This is a genomic window from Rhizobium sp. ZK1, from assembly GCF_047782645.1.
Taxonomy (GTDB): Bacteria; Pseudomonadota; Alphaproteobacteria; order Rhizobiales; family Rhizobiaceae; genus Rhizobium.
Genome location: NZ_CP180588.1, coordinates 283,647 through 303,525, shown reverse-complemented (window position 1 = coordinate 303,525; position 19,879 = coordinate 283,647). Strand labels below are relative to the sequence as shown.

At 59.5% G+C, this 19,879-nt stretch carries 15 protein-coding genes and 6 pseudogenes; 17 read left to right on the top strand and 4 right to left on the bottom strand.

What is annotated here, in order from left to right; translation table 11 throughout:
* The first annotated feature begins 52 nt into the window (after positions 1 to 52).
* Entirely contained in the window at positions 53 to 1,087 is a 1,035-nt protein-coding gene (locus ACK9YZ_RS34515) for an IS110 family transposase (protein WP_416068558.1), read from the top strand.
* 594 nt (positions 1,088 to 1,681) lie between these two features.
* Positions 1,682 to 2,677, top strand: coding sequence for an IS30 family transposase (locus tag ACK9YZ_RS34510; protein WP_210633345.1), 996 nt, complete (start codon positions 1,682 to 1,684; stop codon positions 2,675 to 2,677).
* Between the two features lie 99 nt (positions 2,678 to 2,776).
* Here ACK9YZ_RS34510 and ACK9YZ_RS34505 read toward each other — a convergent pair whose 3' ends face one another.
* Positions 2,777 to 3,514 carry a hypothetical protein gene (locus ACK9YZ_RS34505; protein WP_416068508.1) on the bottom strand — a complete coding sequence of 246 codons (738 nt, stop codon included), beginning with the start codon at positions 3,512 to 3,514 and terminating at the stop codon, positions 2,777 to 2,779.
* A gap of 210 nt (positions 3,515 to 3,724) precedes the next feature.
* Positions 3,725 to 3,877, bottom strand: a complete 153-nt coding sequence (locus tag ACK9YZ_RS34500; RefSeq protein WP_416068786.1) for a hypothetical protein — start codon at positions 3,875 to 3,877, stop codon at positions 3,725 to 3,727.
* A gap of 293 nt (positions 3,878 to 4,170) precedes the next feature.
* Here ACK9YZ_RS34500 and ACK9YZ_RS34495 point away from each other — a divergent pair.
* Positions 4,171 to 5,544: pseudogene (locus ACK9YZ_RS34495) on the top strand (ISNCY family transposase).
* A gap of 17 nt (positions 5,545 to 5,561) precedes the next feature.
* Here ACK9YZ_RS34495 and ACK9YZ_RS34490 read toward each other — a convergent pair.
* Entirely contained in the window at positions 5,562 to 6,302 is a 741-nt protein-coding gene (locus ACK9YZ_RS34490) for a hypothetical protein (RefSeq protein WP_416068557.1), read from the bottom strand.
* Positions 6,303 to 6,613: 311 nt separating this feature from the next.
* Between ACK9YZ_RS34490 and ACK9YZ_RS34485 the strand changes: the two are divergent.
* From ACK9YZ_RS34485 to ACK9YZ_RS34465, 5 genes and pseudogenes are all read left to right on the top strand, one after another.
* Positions 6,614 to 6,958: pseudogene (locus ACK9YZ_RS34485) on the top strand (transposase); the annotation flags it as partial.
* 184 nt (positions 6,959 to 7,142) lie between these two features.
* The gene (istA, locus tag ACK9YZ_RS34480; RefSeq protein WP_416065907.1) at positions 7,143 to 8,627 is read left to right on the top strand and encodes an IS21 family transposase; all 1,485 of its coding nucleotides are present in this window, start codon (positions 7,143 to 7,145) and stop codon (positions 8,625 to 8,627) included.
* Positions 8,624 to 9,520 (top strand): IS21-like element helper ATPase IstB, encoded by an 897-nt coding sequence (gene istB / locus ACK9YZ_RS34475; protein ID WP_138386462.1) that lies wholly within the window; start codon positions 8,624 to 8,626, stop codon positions 9,518 to 9,520. Before istA ends, istB begins: the two co-directional genes overlap by 4 nt.
* 52 nt (positions 9,521 to 9,572) lie before the next feature.
* Positions 9,573 to 10,262 (top strand): annotated as a pseudogene (locus ACK9YZ_RS34470) (IS30 family transposase); the annotation flags it as partial.
* A 184-nt stretch (positions 10,263 to 10,446) separates the two neighbouring features.
* Entirely contained in the window at positions 10,447 to 10,980 is a 534-nt protein-coding gene (locus ACK9YZ_RS34465; protein ID WP_416068556.1) for a UPF0262 family protein, read from the top strand.
* 433 nt (positions 10,981 to 11,413) lie between these two features.
* On the opposite strand, the gene ACK9YZ_RS34460 is transcribed toward ACK9YZ_RS34465, so the two are convergent.
* Positions 11,414 to 11,632: a hypothetical protein gene (locus ACK9YZ_RS34460; protein WP_416068555.1), complete on the bottom strand. Its 219-nt coding sequence runs from the start codon at positions 11,630 to 11,632 to the stop codon at positions 11,414 to 11,416.
* Positions 11,633 to 11,762: 130 nt separating this feature from the next.
* Between ACK9YZ_RS34460 and ACK9YZ_RS34455 the strand changes: the two are divergent.
* The 9 genes and pseudogenes from ACK9YZ_RS34455 to ACK9YZ_RS34415 all read left to right on the top strand — a co-directional run bounded on the left by ACK9YZ_RS34455 (position 11,763) and on the right by ACK9YZ_RS34415 (position 19,783).
* Positions 11,763 to 12,582: pseudogene (locus ACK9YZ_RS34455) on the top strand (MFS transporter).
* Positions 12,583 to 12,769: 187 nt separating this feature from the next.
* Positions 12,770 to 13,507 (top strand): LuxR family transcriptional regulator, encoded by a 738-nt coding sequence (locus ACK9YZ_RS34450; protein WP_416068554.1) that lies wholly within the window; start codon positions 12,770 to 12,772, stop codon positions 13,505 to 13,507.
* 75 nt (positions 13,508 to 13,582) lie between these two features.
* Complete coding sequence (locus ACK9YZ_RS34445; RefSeq protein ID WP_416068553.1) at positions 13,583 to 14,248, top strand: acyl-homoserine-lactone synthase; 666 nt, start codon at positions 13,583 to 13,585, stop codon at positions 14,246 to 14,248.
* Positions 14,249 to 14,324: 76 nt separating this feature from the next.
* Complete coding sequence (locus ACK9YZ_RS34440; RefSeq protein ID WP_416068552.1) at positions 14,325 to 14,654, top strand: hypothetical protein; 330 nt, start codon at positions 14,325 to 14,327, stop codon at positions 14,652 to 14,654.
* A gap of 265 nt (positions 14,655 to 14,919) precedes the next feature.
* A pseudogene (gene alr / locus ACK9YZ_RS34435) lies at positions 14,920 to 15,661 on the top strand (alanine racemase); the annotation flags it as partial.
* A 32-nt stretch (positions 15,662 to 15,693) separates the two neighbouring features.
* Positions 15,694 to 16,944 (top strand): annotated as a pseudogene (locus ACK9YZ_RS34430) (D-amino acid dehydrogenase).
* Between the two features lie 37 nt (positions 16,945 to 16,981).
* On the top strand, positions 16,982 to 17,362 hold the full coding sequence (locus tag ACK9YZ_RS34425; RefSeq protein WP_416068551.1) for a RidA family protein: 381 nt from the start codon (positions 16,982 to 16,984) through the stop codon (positions 17,360 to 17,362).
* Between the two features lie 146 nt (positions 17,363 to 17,508).
* Entirely contained in the window at positions 17,509 to 18,963 is a 1,455-nt protein-coding gene (locus ACK9YZ_RS34420; RefSeq protein ID WP_416068780.1) for an NAD-dependent succinate-semialdehyde dehydrogenase, read from the top strand.
* A gap of 343 nt (positions 18,964 to 19,306) precedes the next feature.
* A complete protein-coding gene (locus ACK9YZ_RS34415; protein ID WP_416068550.1) occupies positions 19,307 to 19,783 on the top strand; it encodes a transposase in 477 nt (158 codons plus the stop codon).
* Positions 19,784 to 19,879 lie beyond the last annotated feature (96 nt).

Here is a 19,879-nt window from a genome sequence, read left to right as displayed (position 1 = left end):
ATCCTGAAAAGAGGCCGAGCATCCTGTTCGGTAAACAGCTTGGAGCGTTCTTATGACTTTGATCACGACAATCGGTCTCGACACGGCCAAACAAGTCTTTCAGTTGCATGGAGTAGACAACGAAGGGACGACAATCCTTCGTAGGCAGCTTCGACGCTCTGAGGTTTTGAAGTTCTTCAGGAAGATCCCGTCGTGTGTCGTTGGATTGGAGGCATGCGGAGGCGCTCATTACTGGGCACGAGAGATCAAGGCTCTCGGACATGAAGTTCGGTTGATCCCACCTGCTTACGTGAAGCCCTATGTCAAAAGAGGCAAGAATGACGCGGCAGACGCTGAGGCGATATGCGAAGCTGTAGGCCGACCGTCAATGCGTTTCGTGCCGCTCAAGACCGTCGGCCAGCAAGCGACGGCTATGCTCTTGAAGGCAAGGGACCTGCTGGTTCGGCAGCGCACCCAAACGATCAACGCTTTGCGCGGTCATCTTACCGAACTGGGCATTACCACATCCAGAGGTGTGGGCAAGGTCGACGACCTTGCCGCAATCGTCCGTGACGAGGATGATGCCCGCTTGCCACCCTTGGCCCGCATCGCCCTCTTGCCCCTGACCCATCAGATAGAGGCCTACACGTCGGAGATCGTTAAGTTGGAGAAGCACATGATCCGCGAAAGCCGACAGGATGCGACATTGAGCCGGCTGACCTCAATTCCAGGTGTGGGTCCAATCACTGCCAGCTCCATCGCGGCATTTGTACCCGACCCAAAGGCCTTCAAGTCTGGGCGTCATTTTGCGGCTTGGATAGGCCTGACCCCGAAATCAAATTCCACAGGCGGGAAAACCAGATTGGGAAGAATCTCAAAAATGGGAAACCCGGTCTTACGATCTCTGTTGGTTGTGGGGGCGTCCGCCGTTATCCAGCACGCACGTCGAGGCGCAAAGGCATCAGCATGGCTCACGGAGTTGATCAAGCGCAGGCCATATAAGGTCGCCGCCATTGCGCTTGCCAACAAGATGGCCCGCATTGTTTGGGCTCTTCTAGTGAGAGGTGGTCAATTCCATAGCACGGCGAACGAAACGATGGCGGCCTAGGACCGAATGCAGATCGCTTGTCGTGGCTGACAAGCTGAGGCCCAAGGTGCAAGATCAATGATGACCCCGAGGAAAGACATCCGGATTGGATCAAGACCGTGATTCCCAACGTGCTTCGAGCTCGCTGATTTGTTTAGGTCACTCCAGTCGCGAACGTCATCAAGGCCAGTAGCCCAATTGCTGCGCGAAAAGGCCGGACATATGGGCGCACCAGCCCCCGGAATATCAACGATTGAACACCTTGACCGCAGAGCCGTTCCACATATGGGAATCCCGCACCGATTCCGATAAGTAATGATCCGCTCTAGCGCGTCTGAAGGCGCAGACGAGCGCCCCCAAAGCCGAATCACTTGGCTCATGATGCAGAGGCGGCCCACGCTCGAGCGCTTAAATCCGGTCGACCTTAGTCGCATACTTCTACACTTCGACGTAGCGCGAGAACGCAACAGGCGGTTTGGTCGCAAAAAGCAACAGAGCGAAAACCGCTCTGCTGTTCCATAAATCATATTACGCCACATTTATATGTAGCGGGGGCACATTCTATCTCGAACTGCAACAAAGGCGCTAAGCTGCCTGCTTTTCGGGAGCCATGGTTTGATCCGTACCTTTTCGCATTTGAGTTTTGACGAACGCCGATCGATTTCCAGGATGTTGGATCAGAAGTTTAGCCAGTCTGAGATCGCCAGACGCCTCGGCCGGGACCGCGCGACCATCTCCCGGGAGATCAAACGCAACTACTGGCACGATCAGGAATTCCCCGATGCCGAGGGCTACTGGGCGATGACCGCCAACGACATGGCGCGCGACAGGCGCCGGCGGATCGGCAAGCTCTTTCGTCGCGAGGATCTGCGGAACGAAGTGATCGGAAAGTTGGAATCCGGCTGGTCGCCGGAACAGATTGCTGGACGACTGAAGATCGAACCAGCGGCCAAGGCAAGCGTCTGTCACGAGACGATCTACCGATATGTCTATTCACCGGAAGGACAACGGCAGCAACTGGCGCGGCTTCTTCCGGAACGGCGGAGAAAGCGCCGGCCGAGATATGCTCGCAAACCGCAGAACCCGGTCTTTCCAGATGAGCGTTCGATCAAACATCGGCCGGAAGCCATCAACGATCGCAAGGAATTCGGTCACTGGGAAGCCGATCTGATGATCTTCGAAAGGGTTCAGGGCAATGCCAATGTGGCAACGGTTGTCGAGCGGATGAGCCGGTTCACCATGCTGTTCAAGAACAACGACCGGCAGTCCAAGCCGATCATGGAGCGGCTCATCAACGTGCTCAGCCCCCTGCCCAGGCATGCCCGGCAAAGTTTGACGTTTGATCGCGGATTTGAATTCGTCTCCTGGCGGCGACTGAAGCAAGGAATGGGAACCGATGCATGGTTCTGCGATCCGTCTGCGCCCTGGCAAAAAGGCTCCGTTGAGAACATGAATCGGCGGATTCGGCGTTACCTGCCGAGGGATACTGCTGTCCTGTCCGTTCCTGATGAATCGATACGATCACTGATCGATCGGTTGAACAGTACGCCGAGAAAATGCCTTGGGTTCCGCACCCCAGCTGAAGTGTTCAGGCGTGAAGTGAACAAATGACGGCAAGCCGGGGCGGAGGACGGATTTCATGAATGATCCTGCGGTGATTGCGCGGCGAGAGAAAGTGTTATTAGGCAGCCAGCGGCAGAATAGAGATCGTCAATGCACGCCGATATCGCTTTGCGTATCCGATTCCAACTGCAGGCAAGCTGCCCAAAGTGGCGTCTTGTGGAAGGATCCATCCTGCAGAAGAGTGAGCCCCTCTCGTGCCTCGTAGAGCAAGCCGAGCCAGCATAAGCGTTGGAAGACGCCATACTGAAGATCGGATTTCAACTCCCAGGCTCCTATGGTCATTTCGGTGTCCGACAAAGGCGCCAGGTCTGGATAGAGGATTTTCACAACGTCCATTGGCGTGCAACCTTCTCTGGCCTTGATATTGAGAAGATTGAGGAACATGCGCCACCAGCGTAACCGCGCTCGGACCTCCTCTTCCCGCTCGGTGGCGTGGACATAGGAATAGAGATAATCCGTGGCGACCAGATCGAAGAAGGCTTGCGGGTTCACCAAAAACTCCCGGCCGCGTCTGGTTGGCAGCAGCACATCCTTTTTCCCGCGAAGAAGCTTCAGATGACGGGCCATGTCGCGCACGACCCAAAGCGGCGGCATGTCGCTTTCATTGAGCACCTTGTTCATGCTGTAGAGGTCCTCGGCTGTGAATCCTGGCCAGAGGAAGTGCACAGCGGCCCAATGCACGAACTTGCGGTTCATGGCGCCGGTCGCCGTCAATCCTATGCCACCCTCACCGTCAGCATAGGCAACCGAAAGAAGCATGCCGCGAAGAAGTGGTGACAGCGCGGCGATGTCGACGTCACCTTGCAGGTTGATTTCCGGAAGCATCGTGCGGCTTTGATCCCCAACTGCGCCATGCAAGTCCCAGCGAGTATCGAGCGGTAAAAGAACAATTGCTAGTGAGAAAGCTAAAGCCGAAGGGGTGCGTCATCACCCGCCCCCGCTCCGCCCTTTCAACCCGGCCCAGCCGGTCGGATCGGGGGCTGATCTCCCTGCCCTGTAGTAGCCTTTAAGCCCTTGTTGCATTTACATTAGAAGTCACAGCACGAACTTGCGGTTCATGGCGCCGGTCGCCGTCAATCCTATGCCACCCTCACCGTCAGCATAGGCAACCGAAAGAAGCATGCCGCGAAGAAGTGGTGACAGCGCGGCGATGTCGACGTCACCTTGCAGGTTGATTTCCGGAAGCATCGTGCGGCTTTGATCCCCAACTGCGCCATGCAAGTCCCAGCGAGTATCGAGCGGTAAAAGAACAATTGCTAGTGAGAAAGCTAAAGCCGAAGGGGTGCGTCATCACCCGCCCCCGCTCCGCCCTTTCAACCCGGCCCAGCCGGTCGGATCGGGGGCTGATCTCCCTGCCCTGTAGTAGCCTTTAAGCCCTTGTTGCATTTACATTAGAAGTCACACCGCAAAGTTAAAGTGTCCTGTTTCTGCAAAGTTGGAATGTCACTCTCCCCGCGTTTTGATGACCTGGGAGATTGCGGATGGGACTGATAGCGATGAGCGAGCGCGACCTGCAGCGGATCGAGGTTTTGTCGAAGGTAATCGCGGGCCGCGAGACGCTGGTGTCGGCGGCACATGTGCTTGAGCTGAGCACGCGCCAGGTGCGTCGGCTGCTGGATCGGATCAAAACTGACGGCGCAGCGTCGATAAGGCATAAGGCGATCGGCCGGCCTTCGAACAACCGGATCGGTGATGGTGTTCGCGATTATGCGGTGACGCTGGTTCGCGAACGCTATGCAGATTTCGGGCCGACGCTGGCCGCCGAGAAGCTTGCCGAGCGAGATGGATTGCGGGTGTCGCGCGAGACTGTGCGCAACTGGATGGTTGATGCCGGCCTGTGGCTATCGCGCAAGTAGCGTCGGACGTTTCATCAGCCGCGACTACGACGCGAGGCTTATGGCGAGTTGGTGCAAATCGACGGCTCCGAGCATCGCTGGTTCGAAGATCGCGGAGATCCGTGCTCGCTGCTGGTCTTTGTTGATGATGCGACCGGCCGGTTGATGCAGTTGCGCTTTGTACGTTCCGAAAGCGCCTTCACCTACTTCGAGGCGCTGGAGCTCTATCTGAAGCGTCACGGCGCGCCTGTGGCCTTCTACTCGGATAAGCATTCGGTGTTTCGGGTGGCGAAGAAGGATGCCAAGGGCGGCCAGGGCATGACCCAATTCGGGCGCGCTCTTTGCGAGCTAAACATCGAGATCCTTTGTGCAAATTCGAGCCAGGCCAAGGGCCGCGTCGAACGGATGAACCGGACGCTGCAGGACCGATTAGTCAAGGAGCTGCGGCTGGCCGGGATCGACACGATGGAGGCAGGCAATGCGTTTTTGCCGGACTTCATGGAGAACTACAATCAGCGCTTTGCGATCGCCCCTGCGCGGTCTGAGGACCTGCATCGACCGATGAATCTGGCGGCGGATCGACTGGCTGAGATCCTGTGCAAGCGCGAGCAGCGTTATGTCGGATCGCAGCTGACGTTTTCGTTTGAACGCAAGCGGATCATGCTGCAGGAGACCGAGGTGACGCGTGGTCTGGTCGGTCGTTATGTCGAGACCTATGCCTATGCTGACGGGCGGCTGGATGTGCGTTGGAAAGGTTATTCTCTGCCCTACTCGGTGTTCGACAAGGACCAGCGGGTGACGCATGCGGCGATTACCGAGAACAAGCGGCTCGGTGAACTCTTAGCCTATATCAAGGAGCGTCAGGACCAGCAGGAAAAGCCGGTCGTGAGGAGCAACAGCGACAAAAATGGCTATAAGCCGCGTGGGCGCAAGCCGGGACGGCGGACGGATTTCATGAACGATCCGGCAGTGATTGCGCGGCGGGAGAAGGCACTCTCGCGGCTCGATGCTGCCGAGTAAGAGCTTTCAAGGGTTGATCAATGGACACCGATTTGGGCTTGCGTGTCGGATTCCAGCTGCAGGCAAGCTGGCCATAGTGGCGTTTTATGGTAAGCGCCCTCCTCCCACATGGCCAGCCCCTGGCGATCTTCATACAGCAAACCCAGCCAGCATAAGGGGCGAATGACGCTGGAACGAAACTCTGATCTCAGCGCCCAATCTTCCACGGTCATCTGCTCTTCGATCAAAGGATAGGATTCGCTTGGGAATAATTCGTTCGCCAGTTCATTCAATGAGCATCCCGATGTCGACATGATATTAATAAGATTAAGGAAGACGTCCCACCAGCGCATCCGGTTGCGCATCTCCCCCTGCCTTTGGCCGTCGTGGATGTATGCATAGAGATAATCCGTAGCGACCAGATCGAAGTAGGCTTTCGGTCTTGCCTGGAAGTCCCGTCCACGTTTGGTCGGCAGCAGCATGTCTTTTTTTCGGCGAAGAAGTTTAAAGTGCTGAAGCATGTCCCGCACTGCCCAAAGCGGAGGCATGTCCGCTTCGTTGAGGACCTTGTTCATGCTGTAGAGGTCTTCGGATGTATAGCCGGGCCAATGGAAGTGAACGGCGGCCCAGTGCACGAACTTGCGGTTCATGGCGCCTGTGGCTGTCAAGCCGATGCCTCCTTGAGTGTCCGCATAGGATAGGGCCAGGATCATTCCGCGCATTAGCGGCGAGAGGGCGGCGACATCGACGTCGCCCAGCAATTTGATTTGCGGAAGCATGGCGCAGTCCTGATTCTAACCTCGCGGCATGTAGATGCCGTCAACCATCTACCAGGAAAAGACGAATTGATAGTGAGGAAGCTAAAGCCGGAAGGGTGGTCCCTCACCCGCCCCGATCTGATCTTGCAACCGGATCAGCCGGTCAGATCGGGGCTGGTCGGTCGTGGCGTACGAAAGATCAAAGTGACATTTCTACTTTGCGGCAAAACGGACATTCCAACTTCTTCGCCACATTTTGTGTAGGGGGGTGGGTTCAAGGATGAAGTGCGACATGCCAATGATTTCAACGGCTTCACTTTGGAGATTTTAGCATGTCCCGATGCTACACGCAGCTTGCTCTCGCCGACCGACGACGCCTACATCAGCTGGTGGCGGCAAAAGTTCCCGTCACCGAAATGGCCCGCCAGCTCGGCCGTCACCGCTCGACCATTTACCGCGAGATCAAGCGCAACACGTTTCACGATCGCGAACTGCCGGACTACGACGGCTACTACAGCACGGTAGCGCACGATATCTCTAAGGAGCGGCGACGCCGGCTGAGAAAGCTGCGGCGGCACCCGGATTTACGCACGGAGATCATCAACCAGCTGGAGGCACGCTGGTCTCCGGAGCAGATTGCCGGGCGCCTGCGCGGCGACAATCACGGTGAGATTCAACGTCAATCAGGATGAGACTCGGCGGCGGGGGTGTGACGAAGGGAGGGCGTAGCCCGACCGGAGTTACACCCCCGCCGCGGCGCAATTTTTAGGCGTCTCATGATCGCGGTCGGCCCGCTACGGTGGCGGTCTTCTGGAATGGAGAACCACCTTCGTGCCGGGTCGCCATGTAACCGATCATCAGATGAGATTATTCATGAAGTACCGACAAACGCATTCTGTTGAGGTCGCCGCCGCGAAGGCGTCGATCAGCCGGGCAACGGCGTTCCGTATCGAGAAAGAGCAGCGCCTTCCGTCGCAGAACAAGCCGCCCCGCGGTCGACGTCGCCCCGATCCGCTTGAGCATATCTTTGATGCAGAGGTCGTTCCGCTCCTCAAGGCTGCTCCCGGCATTCGTGCGGTCGCCGTTTACGACGAGATGCTGCGTCGTCATCCGGAATTGCCCGAAGGCATTCGCCGCACCCTTGAGCGGCGCATCCGGTCATGGCGGGCCATTCACGGTGAGGCGCAGGAGGTGATCTTCCGCCAGACGCACGATCCCGGCCGACTTGGTCTGTCGGATTTTACCGACATGGGCAGCCTCGGCGTGACGATTGCCGGTCAGCCACTCGACCATCTGCTCTATCACTTCCGGCTGGTCTGGTCGGGCTTCGAACACGCCCATGTCATTCTTGGCGGCGAAAGCTTCGTCGCCTTGGCGGAGGGGCTGCAGAACGCCCTGTGGTCGGTCGGCGGCTCGCCGCTCTATCACCGCAGCGACAGCCTGTCGGCGGCCTTCCGCAACCTCGATGCCGATGCCAAGGTCGATCTCACAAACCGCTATGAGGAGCTGTGTGCTCATTACCGGATGACGCCAACCCGCAACAACAAGGGTGTCGCCCACGAGAACGGCTCAATCGAAAGTTCTCACGGCCATCTCAAGAACGCGGTCCGCGATGCACTCCTTATGCGCGGCACCCGAGACTTCGACGATCTTCGCTCCTACCGCGCTTTCATCGATGAGATCGTCAGCCGTCGCAATGCCGCGCATGGCAAGCGCATCGATACCGAGCGTCCGCATCTGCAGGCGCTTCCCGATCGCCGCACCACTGACTTCGAAGAGGTGGTCGTCACCGTGTCGCGCACCGGCGGCTTCGCCTTGCGCAAGGTCTTCTACACCGTCCCCTCCCGTTTGATCGGCCACCGGCTGCGTGTGCGTTTGTTTGACGATCGCCTCGACGTCTTCATTGGCGGCACGCATCTACTGACGTTGCCGCGAGGTCGCGCCCACGCGAGCGGCAAGCATGACCAGGTCGTCAACTATCGCCACGTCATTCATTCCCTGCGCAAAAAGCCGATGGCGCTTCTCAACCTGGTCTATCGCGACAAGCTCTTCCCCCGGCCGGAATATCGAAGGGCTTTCGACACTCTCATCGAGCAACTGCCTGACCGGCAGGCTTGCAAGATTACCGTGGAATTGCTGGCGCTGGCTCATGATCGCGGCTGCGAGCGTGAACTGGCCGAGGAGCTTGCCAGAACGCTCGACGCCCACAAACTGCCCGACCTGGTCACCTTGAGAGCGATCTTCGGCCCGGACCCGGATCAGTTGCCGATCGTTCATGTGCAACTCGCATCGCTCAATAGCTATGAAGCCCTGATGGGGTCTGCCTGCGCGGGAGAGGCTGCATGAAGAACGTCCACAACACCATCGACGAAGCCCGCCTCGGCATCATGCTGAATGAGCTCCGGTTACCGACGATCAAAACGCTGTGGCCGCAATTTGCCGAACAGGCCGATCGTGAAGGGTGGCCTGCGGCTCGCTTCCTCTCGACCATCGCCGAGCATGAACTGGCTGAACGGGCGCATCGCAGGATCGAACGTCATCTCGCCGAGGCGCATCTGCCGCCTGGCAAGACGCTCGACAGCTTCGCTTTTGACGCCGTGCCCATGGTCTCCAAGGCCCAGGTCATGGCCATTGCCGCCGGCGATAGCTGGCTCGCCAAAGGTGCCAATATCCTCATGTTCGGTCCGCCCGGCGGCGGAAAGAGCCATCTCGCTGCCGCCATTGGCCTCGCGCTAATCGAGAACGGTTGGCGGGTGCTGTTCACGCGCACGACCGACCTCGTCCAGAAGCTTCAGGTCGCACGGCGTGAACTCCAGCTCGAGTCCGCCATAACAAAGCTCGACAAGTTCGATCTGCTTGTCCTCGACGATCTGGCCTACGTCACCAAGGACCAGGCCGAGACCAGCGTGCTCTTCGAACTCATCTCCGCAAGATATGAGCGGCGTTCCATCATGATTACCGCCAATCAGCCCTTCGGAGAATGGAACCGCGTCTTTCCGGACCCGGCCATGACGCTTGCCGCGGTGGACCGACTTGTTCATCACGCAACGATCTTCGAAATGAACGTCGAAAGCTACCGGCGACGTTCCGCCATGGAAGCCAAACGCCAGCGCGGCAGACCTGCCGCCTTCGCGACAATCAAAAGCTCTTCCCAGTTTGTCGCGGAGCGGCAATCAGAACACGATGAGACTCTTGCCAGCGACAATCAGCATGATACCTTCATGCCGACCGCGACATAAGAGTCTCATCCAGATTGTCGCCACCGTCTCATCCTGATCGCCGCGCTATAGGCGCCTGTTGTTGGAGGGGCACAGCCTCGTCCGCGTCTGTAAAGAGACAATCTACCGCTTCATTTACAGCAAGGAAGACTATGGGCTTGGCCTCTATCAGTATCTCCCGGAAGCGCGTCGCAAACGTCGTCCACTGCGCTCCAGGAAGCCGCGCGACGGTGTGTTTCCAGCCTCGCACCGTATATCCCAACGTCCTGATTTTATTGGAGATCGATCGCAGTTCGGGCATTGGGAGGGCGACCTCCTCATCTTTGAGCGTCCACTCGGCCACGCCAATCTCACGTCCCTCGTGGAGCGCAAGAGCCGCTACACCGTTCTCATCAAGAATCCAAGCCGGCATTCACGCCCGATCATGGACAAGATCATTAGAGCGTTTTCTCCTTTGCCGGCCTTTGCACGTCAAAGCTTCACCTTTGATCGCGGTACCGAGTTTGCCGGATTCAGGGCTTTGGAAGAAGGGATCGGCGCGCGTAGCTGGTTCTGCGACCCGAGTGCACCGTGGCAAAAGGGAACTGTCGAAAACGCCAACAAACGTATTCGCCGCTTCATGCCAGGAGCTACAGATCTGGCCGCCGTGTCACAGCGCGACCTCATCCAACTCGCACGACATCTCAACGACCAACCCCGTAAATGCCTTGGCTACAAGACGCCGGCCGAGGTGTTCATGGCGCATTTGCAGGATCAGGTGTGATCCCCTACCCTGCAAAACGGGCGTGATGCACTTGGGTTAGCTCCTCCAAATCTGCCGTGACCTCGGAGGGAACCGTGACGCCGGTCCCCCGGGGTAATTCGGCTGCCGTTGGCTCGCGAGGCCGACGGCAGTCTCCTCTATCCCGACCGTGTACGATGCTGGTCCCGCCAAGCGGAGGCCTGACATGAAAGCGGCCGCGGGCTCCAACGCCTCACCGTCCGGCGCACGGCTCTGCGCCGTCTCGCTCGATGGCTCGTTTCGCGTTCAGGACGATCCGCATCTCAAGCGGGAACAGGCGATTGCGATCTTCGATCTCTTGAACGAGAACAGTTTCGCTCCCGTCTGCCATGACGGCGGCCCCTACCGCCTCCAGCTTGCACTGGTCGACCGCCGCCTGGTGATGACAATTTCGCTGGATGGCGGCGAGCATGTGGTCAGCCACCATCTGTCGCTGACGCCGTTTCGCCGGCATCTCAAGGACTATGCCCTCATCTGCGACAGCTTCAACGACGCCGCCGGCCGCGCCAGTCCGGAGAAGATCGAGGCGATCGACATGGGGCGCCGCGGCATCCACAACGAAGCGGCCGAACTGTTGCAGGCGCGTCTCGCCTCCAAGGTCACCGTCGACATCGACACCGCGCGGCGGCTGTTCACCCTGATCCACGTGCTGCTGATCAGCAACCAGCAGCATCGCGGACACTTGCGGAGGCTGGCATGACGCTGGCGAACGCTTCCGTCCGCAGTCCCGTCCTGCGGTGGCAGTCTCATGATCTGAAGACAAAAAGCAGCGGAGGTGGGCAAAAACTGCGGCAACTGATGACAACATCCGAGGACCACTGGCACCACTGAAGCATCCGCTGTTACTAGGGCTTCCCCGCGTCGATGATCTCAAACCTCTGCAGCTCGAAGCCGCGCTATAACCAGCCGGGCGTCTCACCGATGAGACTTTTTCTCGCTTTCGATACATGAACAACAGGATCTGGAAGCACAGCTTTTGCGGAACCGACTGATTTTCAGGCTCTACCGTAGGGCGAGTTAGTTGGCCTGGTTTTTGCTCCATCTCCCGCCCAAGCTGTCCTTTCCTTGGTGGGATGGGAACAGGCGCATTTTCAGGTATCGGCGCCAAAAGGTTCAACGTGATGTGTTCTAACTCACTGCCCAAGGACTTTTAATTGCGACACTTGCTGGACAAGATGACCGACCTCACCGCAATTGCGGGGAGCGAAGAGAGCCTCAAGGCGGGCCTTGCGAATATCACCGAGCATGCCGTCTACACGGCCCATGCCTACATCTATATTCGCACCGGCTACATTAAAGTCATCTCCAACGACAATGGCGGATGGCAAAGCACCTATTTCAAGAGGAAGCATACGCCCATTCATCCGGCGGCGTTCATGCTGATGTCGGCCGGCTACAAAACGGGGCGCTTTGACGGTGCGGCGCTGGGCGGCTTCATCGTCGTCGGCGCCTTCGGCGGGCCCGGTCGCCGGTGGCCTTCTGATGGCCGGCTTCGGCACTGGTGCACTTGTCGCCGGGCTGGCAAATCAGCCTCTCCGGCACAGCTTCGCGCAGGAACGAATCTTCGTTGCTGCCTGCATCGCCTGCGCGACCTGTGCACTGTCGTGGGCGTTTGCCGCGTCGCTCGCGCTTGGCGGCGCCGGCTGGGTAACGGCGTTATCGGTCCTCGGCGTAAACTGCAATTCGCCAGTCCGCGCTGGGTGGCGGGGCGGACCATCTCGATCTACAGCGCCATCACCTATGGCGGCATCGCTGGCGGCAGCTGGCTCAGGGGACGCGCCGAGACCCACTCGCTTTTCTCTGCGCTCGCAGCTTCCGCCGGGGCGTCGCTGTTCGCCGCCGCCTCGGGTGTCAAGCTGTCGATCAGCAATCGTCTCGACCCGGCACTCGAACCGTCCGGGTCGTTCGTCGCGCCGGCGATCGCGCTCGATCTCAAGCCCAGAGACTGGCCGATCCTGGTCATCATCGAATATTCCATTGCGGACGACAACGCCGATCGGTTCTGTGCAGACGCCGGCATGTGCAAAGCCGGGCTGGGGCAAGGCAATGGACGTTCACCTGCGATGTCAGCGAACCTTCGCGCTGGCTCGAGACCTACCGCACACCAACCTGGATGGATTATCACCGGCTGCATCACCGCCCGGCCGCGGCCGACAAGCAGTTGGACCGGGACCTCATGGACCTCACCCCCGCCGCCCAGCCGCCGAAAACCGCCATTCTCGTGAACGCCCGCCAGGCGCCGCCCGCAAGCCGGCTCCGCTCGTTTCCTATGTTTCGCAGAAGTGAGCAACGCAATGGATAACGGTCGCCCCCTGCGACACCACCCGCGCGTAGCGCAGCTAAAGGTTTCCAAATGCAGTATTTTCGACCCTCGCACTGTCGGTTGACCACCGGTCTCGCCGGACCTCCGTCCCGGCCAAGCGCTGCCGCTTGCGTCAACGTCTAAAGAAGGGCGTCCCACAGGACGCTCGTGTTGTGGAGATTTTCTTATGCAGACAAACGAATCCGCGCTGTTTCGCATCACTTCCGCCGGCATTGAAGGCGCACCCACCGTCGACGAGGCGATCAGAGTTGTTCAGGCGAACTATGGAGTCGACTTCGTCACTTATCATCTCGCCCAGACCATCGCAGGTGCCGTGGACACGCCCTTTGTCAGGACCACCTATCCCGATCCCTGGGTGGCACGCTACCTCCTGAAGGACTTCGTCAAAGTCGATCCTATCCTGCACGAGGGTCTCGTTCGGCAGTTGCCCTTCGATTGGCGCGAGGTCGAAATCCCGAAGGCGGCGCTGGCATTTTATGCCGACGCTATGACGTTCGGTCTTGGCGAGAACGGGTTCTCGATTCCGGTCGTCACCAAGTCGCGCCGCGCGCTCTTTTCGCTGAACTCCAAAAAACCAGACAGCGAATGGAGTGCCCTCGTCGTCGAGCAGCGCGAAGAATGGGTGGAGCTCGCCTTTCTCATCCACAAGAAGGCGGTCCGTGAACTTTATGGCGAAGACGATCCGGTTCCTTTGCTAGGGGGCCGCGAGGTCGAATGCCTGCACTGGGCCGCGCTTGGAAAGGAAGCTCCCCAAATCGCCGCCATTCTCGGCCTGTCAGAGCACACCGTTCGTTCCTACCTCAAATCGGCACAATTAAAACTGGAATGTGCGACCAGATCAGCCGCAACCGCACGCGCAGCACAACTGCGCCTGATCAATCCCTATGGCAATACCCACACTTGAGAGTATCAGGTTGCGGACATTTCCTCCCTGCACTTTCGATTGCATGTTCTCGCCGACATCCAAATGGAGGCGACCATGTATGCATTCGTCCAGGGCCATCAGTACGGCCGATATGAACACTTGCTGGATCAATATTTCCGGTTGAGGAAAACAGTCTTTGCCGATCAGCTGGGCTGGAAGGTCAAGACATCCGGTCCGTATGAACGCGACCGCTATGACGGCCACAATCCGGCCTATCTCATTTGGTGCGATGACGATCGAGACCAGCTCTATGGGGCGGTGCGGCTGATGCCGACCACCGGCCACACCCTTCTTCACGACGTTTTCCGCTCCACTTTTCCCCATGCCGCCGATCTGATCGCACCCGGCATATGGGAGGGCACGCGCATGTGTGTCGACGAGGAGGCGCTTGCCCGCGATTTTCCTGACATGCGGTACGAGCGGGCGCTTTGCCTCCTTCTGCTGGCGCTCTGTGAGCTGGCGCTCGACAACGGTATCCACACAATGATTTCGAACTACGAACCGCATATGCGGCGCATCTATGAAAAAGCCGGCGCAGCCTTCGACGAGCTCGGGCGGTCAGATGGCTTTGGCAAGCGTCCCGTCAGCTGCGGTGCTTTCGAGGTGTCAGCCCGAGTGTTGTCGAACATGCGTGCGAGAATGCAAATCGCAGTGCCTCTTTACCAACACCGTATAACGCCTCGGGCTTTCCGCCCGACTTGCGAGGCGCATCCCGCCTGAACCACGCCGGTCGACCTGCTGCAAGAAGCCAGAAGTGGTGGGCCTCTCCGGAGATAGGCAATTGTATATACACGCTATGGAAGCATTCGTCGCGACCAACGATGCACCAAAGATCAGGTCAGACATCCTCGCATGTATGATCGAGAGATTTCAGTCGGCCGCGCCGCGCTTGAGCGGCGAGCAACTCGACTTCGACGCAGGCCGTGCGATGATGGAAGCTATTAGCGACGGTTTGCTGTTCTGGGTCGGCGCGAATGATTTCTCGGCTTGCTGCGGCATTCGCGCTTTGGTTGAGACGAGTACACGGATGGTCGCACCTAACTTGGATTTTGACACGTGGTATTTTGCGGAAGGCAATCCTTTCGAAACAGTGCGGCGCACTCTTCTGGGACCGCCTGCGGGATGATGCGTTGTGAGCCCTGGTCACATCGAGACGGGTCCAAATGGGCTCCTACTTGTCTAAGTGCGTGCCTACGGGTGCATAGCTGCGCAAGATCTGTCGAAGCACCTAGTCGGTTGATCTGTTGATGTCGCCATTTGCGGCGAAAAACTCGATCATGTCCTTGGGAGTGGTGTAGCTTCGGCGATCGCCGTGCCTTCCGGACAGAGCCGGCAATTGGTCAGCTTGGGGCTGGCAGGCTGATGAGCGGATCCTCGCTCATTGCTGCTATGCCCGCACGCTCAAGCGCACCCTGCCCGCCGTGTTGCAGTTCGATACTGGCATGTCACGGCTCGGTTTTCCGGCGAAGGAGCGTTCTGCCCTGGCGAAGGCGCTCGGCGATAAAAGCAACCTCGAAGTGCTGTTCATCATGAGTCACCTCGCCGCGGCGGATGAACCGGATGAGGCACAGAACGCGGAACAACTCGCCGAGATGCGCCGGGTTGCCGACGAATTGCCGGCCTCGACATCTCCTTCGCCAATTCCGGCGGTGTGTTACTTGGCGAAGCCTATCATGGTGTTCTCGCCCGCCCCGGTATCGCGCTCTATGGCGGTGCGCCGACGACAGGCGTGCCAAATCCGATGGAGCCGGTGGTCAGCCTCGATGTTGCCGTCGTCCAGACCCGCACCGCGCCGGTCGGCACCAAGGTCGGATACGGTGGCGCCCACGTGACAGAGCGCGAAACACGGCTTGCGACCATCGCCGCTGGCTATGCCGACGGGCTGCCACGGAGTTTGAGCGGTCGCGGCGCGGTTTACTATCAAGGGATCCGCCTGCCCATCATTGGCCGCGTGTCGATGGACAGCATCACCATCGATATCTCTGCGCTTCGGAAGGCACGTTGACACTTGGCAGCCTCGTCGAGGTCATCGGCCCCCACCAGACGCTTGAAGACGTCTCGCGCGACGCCGGCACCATCGCCTACGAAATCCTGACCGGTCTCGGTCATCGCTATCACCGTCAGTATCGCTGAGAGCCATACTGCTTTTCAGTCTTGAGGAAATCATGAAAGTCGTTGTTCTCGGGTCCGGCATTGTCGGGGTCACATCCGCCTATCAACTGGCAAAAGCAGGCCATGAGGTCACAGTCATCGATCGTCAGCCCGGTCCTGCACTGGAAACGAGTTTCGCCAATGCTGGCCAGGTTTCGTTTGGCTACTGCTCGCCATGGGCCGCACCCGGCATTCCGATGAAGGCGCTGAAGTGGCTGTTCATGGAGCATACGCCACTGATCCTCAGGCCCAAATTAGATGCCGCCATGCTTTCCTGGCTGCTCAGGATGCTGTCGAACTGCACTTCGGAGCGTTATGCCATTAACAAGAGCCGGATGCTGCGCCTGGCAAACTACAGCCGCATCGCGCTCGCCGAACTGCGCTCGGAGACCGGGCTTGCCTATGACGAGGGCATGCAGGGCACGGTGCAGCTCTTCAGGACCCAGCAGCAGCTCGATGCGTCCGCGAAGGATGTGAAGGCGCTTGCTGCCGACGGCGTTCCCTATGAGGTGCTGGATCGGGACGGCTGCGTGTGGGTCGAACCGGCGCTCGCCCATGTCCGCGACAAGATCGTCGGCGGCCTGTTGACGCCCAAGGACGAAACAGGTGACTGCTTCAAGTTCACCAATGCGCTCGCCGCCAAGGCCGAAGAGATCGGCGTCCGCTTCGTCTAAAATACGGTGGTCAAGCGGCTCGATGTCGAGGGTGGCCAGTTGCGCGGTGTCGTCACCGATCATGAGCGGTTCGGTGCGGATGCGGTCGTGGTGGCGCTCGGCAGCTATTCGTCGGTCTTCCTTGAGCGCTACGGCATTAAGCTACCGGTCTATCCGGTTAAGGGCTATTCGCTGACGATCCCGATCACCGACGCGTCGCGGGCGCCGAAGTCGACCGTGATGGACGAGACCTACAAGATCGCCATCACCCGGCTTGGTGACCGCATCCGGGTCGGCGGCATGGCGGAGATCTCCGGCTATACCAACGATCTCGGCCAGGCCCGCCGCCGCACGCTTGAGCATTCCGTCACCGACCTCTTTCCCGGCGGCGATGTTTCGAAGGCGAGCTTCTGGTCGGGGCTGAGGCCGATGACGCCGGACGGCACACCGGTGATCGGCCCGACGAAGATCGCCGGCCTCTATCTCAATACCGGACACGGCACGCTCGGCTGGACGATGAGCACCGGTTCGGCCCGCCTGATCAGCGATCTCGTCAGCGGCCGCAAGCCGGAGATCGACGCCACACAACTCGCGGTCGCCCGATACGCCTGACGAACCTTCCGACAATGCACACATGGAGTAAAGAACGATGATCACCGCCATTTCCACCGACGAAGCACCGGGCGCTGTCGGCCCTTATTCGCAAGCGATCAGGGTTGGCCATCTGCTGTTCGTCTCCGGACAGCTGCCGATCGATCCGGCGACCGGCGAATTCAACTCCGCCAATGCCATCGAGCGGGCCGAGCAGTGCTTGAAGAACATGGCTGCCATTGCCAGGCAAGCCGGAACAGACCTCTCGAAGACGGTCAAAACCACTGTGCTTTTGACCGATCTGGGGGATTTCGCGGAGGTCAACCGCGTCTATGCCGGCTTCTTTTCGACCCCCTACCCGGCCCGTGCCTGCTATGAGGTCAAGGCGCTGCCAAAGGGCGCCAAGGTTGAGATCGAGGCCGTCATCGCCATCGACTGATTGGGTTGAAGAGAGTTCTGACGCTGCTTGGCCGGAGCGATCGGAAAGGATCGCTCCGGTGCTGCCGTTTTGAGGACGACCGGCTATAGAGTGCGGCTGTTGCAAACCCAAGAGGGGGATCACCGTTGACGCTTTCGCAGTCACTGATGCGGCATCTGAGCAAGCCAGACCTGTTCGCGGACCTGGTATCCGTTGTCGACCTCACCGCTTTGGGGAAGCGTCGGCGCTTTCCGGTGTTCAATCCGTCCACCGGCGAACACCTGGCGGAGCTTCCCGACATGGATGAGGCGGACGTCGCCGTGGCGATTGATCGGGCTGACGCCGCACGGGAGCCCTGGGCCGGTCTCACCGCTCGCGAGCGCTCCGAAGCCCTGTGGCGTTGGCATCAGCTGATCCTCGAGCACAGCGATGATCTTGCCGCCATCCTGACCGCCGAGATGGGCAAGCCGCTTGCCGAGGCGAAATCCGAAATCGCCCATGCTGCGGCCTATTTGCAATGGTATGCCGAGGAAGCCAACCGCATCTATGGCGAGCCGATCTGGGCGCCATCCAACGACCGTCGGATGCTGGTGATCAAACAACCGATCGGTATCGTCGGTGCGATCACGCCATGGAACTTCCCCGCATCGATGGTGGCGCGCAAGATCGCGCCGGCGCTTGCCGCCGGCTGTACCGTCGTTTTCAAACCCGCCGAGCAGACACCGCTCATCGCCGGCGCGATGTTTGTCCTGGCGCGGCTCGCCGGCTTTCCGGACGGAGTGCTCAACCTCATCTATGCCTCCGAGGGCGACGCGGTCGGCCGCAAACTCTGCTCAAAACCCAAGGTGCGCAAGATCAGCTTCACCGGTTCGACGGAGGTCGGCCGGCTGCTGATGCGGCAGTGCTCCGACCAGATCAAGAAGGTGAGCTTCGAACTCGGCGGCAACGCGCCCTTCATCGTCTTCGACGACGCGGATGTCAATGCCGCCGTCGACGGCGCGATCCAGACGAAGTTCCGCAATGGCGGCCAGACCTGCGTTTCTGCCAACCGGCTCTATGTCCATGCCAGCCTGCACGACGAGTTCGCAGCAAAGTTCGCCGATCGGGTCCGGCGTTTACGCGTCCGTGACGGCTTTGACGCCGACGCCGCGATCGGTCCGCTGATCGATCAAGCAGCACTTCAAAAGATCGAAGCCCATGTCGAAGATGCCGTGGCGAAAGGCGGGACGATCCGCTGCGGTGGCAAGCGGATCGGTCAGTCCGGAACATTCTTCAAACCGACCGTGATCACCGGGGTGACAGGCGATATGCGGGTCGCCAAGGAGGAGACGTTCGGGCCGCTGGCGCCGCTCATCGGCTTCGACGATGCCGACCAGGTGGTGCGCGCAGCCAATGACACGATCTACGGTCTTGCCGCCTATTTCTACGCCTCCAATCTCAAACGCGTCTGGAAGGTCGCCGAGGCGCTCGAATACGGCATGGTCGGCATCAACACCGGCCGTATGTCGTCGGAAGCAGCCCCCTTCGGCGGCGTCAAGCAGTCAGGCATCGGTCGCGAGGGATCTCGGCACGGCCTCGAGGACTATCTCGAGATGAAGTATCTCTGCATGGGCGGGCTTTAGTCCGCGGGCCATGCTCATCAACGTCACAGATATCCAACGGATTCCGTGGCCGCGTCTTGCTCAATCAGTCAACTCCATTCCTTGGCCTGAGTTGCTAAAAGAAGGTGAGTGGTGACGATCGCGGTGTCCCTTCCGCTTGGCGCATGAACCGCCTCGCTCATTCGGTTCCCATGCTACCGCCAGGTCACTGCGACGGCACCATCGAAGCCCGCCATCCGTTTCACCGGGGGAAGCGAAGATCTGCTGCAACGGTCGATCACCTTGTCGACGCGCAATTGGAACCGCATGCTGTTGACTCCCACCTTCAACCGTTTGAAAAGAAGTTTCCAACCGGGAGCGTACCATGGCGGACGAAGAAATTCTGGAACAAGCCGAGCCCTTGACCGAGACCGAGACGGCTCCTCCCCCGAAGAAGCGCACATCATCGGCGAAGGGGAAACGTTTGTCTGCCGGCGCGAAAGCGAGCAAGGCTGAGCCGGCGGCGATCAGTGTGCGGCAGCGCCGTTACTCCGACAGCGAGCGCGCCGAAAAGCTCGCGCAGATCGAGGCGCGCGCATCGGCCGGTGACACCCTGAAGGCGGCGATCAAGGACGCCGGGATTTCCGAGCAGACCTATTACCAGTGGAAACGGACCGACGGCGCGGTGGAGGCGCCAGCCGCCAAACCCCAGCCAGACGCCAGGGTCGAGCCAAGCGCCGGCGTCGATACTCTGGCGGACCTGGTCGCGCTCGAAGAGGAAAACAAGCGGCTGCGCCAGCAGCTCGCGGAAAAGCTTCGCGCTGAGAATGCCGAACTGCGCAAGCGGCTCGGTCTGGACTAGGCTGACAGGCTATACCGCCCGCGTGGCAAAAACGCACGCCTTTGCCTATCTGTGCGGTGAACCCTACGTGTCACCGGGTCACTTCCTTCATTTCCG

Bases quoted from the DNA above. Each gene is read 5' to 3' on its own strand.
- ACK9YZ_RS34515 (WP_416068558.1), top strand. From the start codon at position 53: ATGACTTTGATCACGACAATCGGTCTCGACACGGCCAAACAAGTCTTT.
- ACK9YZ_RS34505 (WP_416068508.1), bottom strand. From the start codon at position 3,514: ATGCTTCCGGAAATCAACCTGCAAGGTGACGTCGACATCGCCGCGCTG.
- ACK9YZ_RS34500 (WP_416068786.1), bottom strand. From the start codon at position 3,877: ATGCTTCCGGAAATCAACCTGCAAGGTGACGTCGACATCGCCGCGCTG.
- ACK9YZ_RS34490 (WP_416068557.1), bottom strand. From the start codon at position 6,302: ATGCTTCCGCAAATCAAATTGCTGGGCGACGTCGATGTCGCCGCCCTC.
- istA (WP_416065907.1), top strand. From the start codon at position 7,143: ATGAGATTATTCATGAAGTACCGACAAACGCATTCTGTTGAGGTCGCC.
- istB (WP_138386462.1), top strand. From the start codon at position 8,624: ATGAAGAACGTCCACAACACCATCGACGAAGCCCGCCTCGGCATCATG.
- ACK9YZ_RS34465 (WP_416068556.1), top strand. From the start codon at position 10,447: ATGAAAGCGGCCGCGGGCTCCAACGCCTCACCGTCCGGCGCACGGCTC.
- ACK9YZ_RS34460 (WP_416068555.1), bottom strand. From the start codon at position 11,632: ATGCTTCCTCTTGAAATAGGTGCTTTGCCATCCGCCATTGTCGTTGGA.
- ACK9YZ_RS34450 (WP_416068554.1), top strand. From the start codon at position 12,770: ATGCAGACAAACGAATCCGCGCTGTTTCGCATCACTTCCGCCGGCATT.
- ACK9YZ_RS34445 (WP_416068553.1), top strand. From the start codon at position 13,583: ATGTATGCATTCGTCCAGGGCCATCAGTACGGCCGATATGAACACTTG.
- ACK9YZ_RS34440 (WP_416068552.1), top strand. From the start codon at position 14,325: ATGGAAGCATTCGTCGCGACCAACGATGCACCAAAGATCAGGTCAGAC.
- ACK9YZ_RS34425 (WP_416068551.1), top strand. From the start codon at position 16,982: ATGATCACCGCCATTTCCACCGACGAAGCACCGGGCGCTGTCGGCCCT.
- ACK9YZ_RS34420 (WP_416068780.1), top strand. From the start codon at position 17,509: ATGCGGCATCTGAGCAAGCCAGACCTGTTCGCGGACCTGGTATCCGTT.
- ACK9YZ_RS34415 (WP_416068550.1), top strand. From the start codon at position 19,307: ATGGCGGACGAAGAAATTCTGGAACAAGCCGAGCCCTTGACCGAGACC.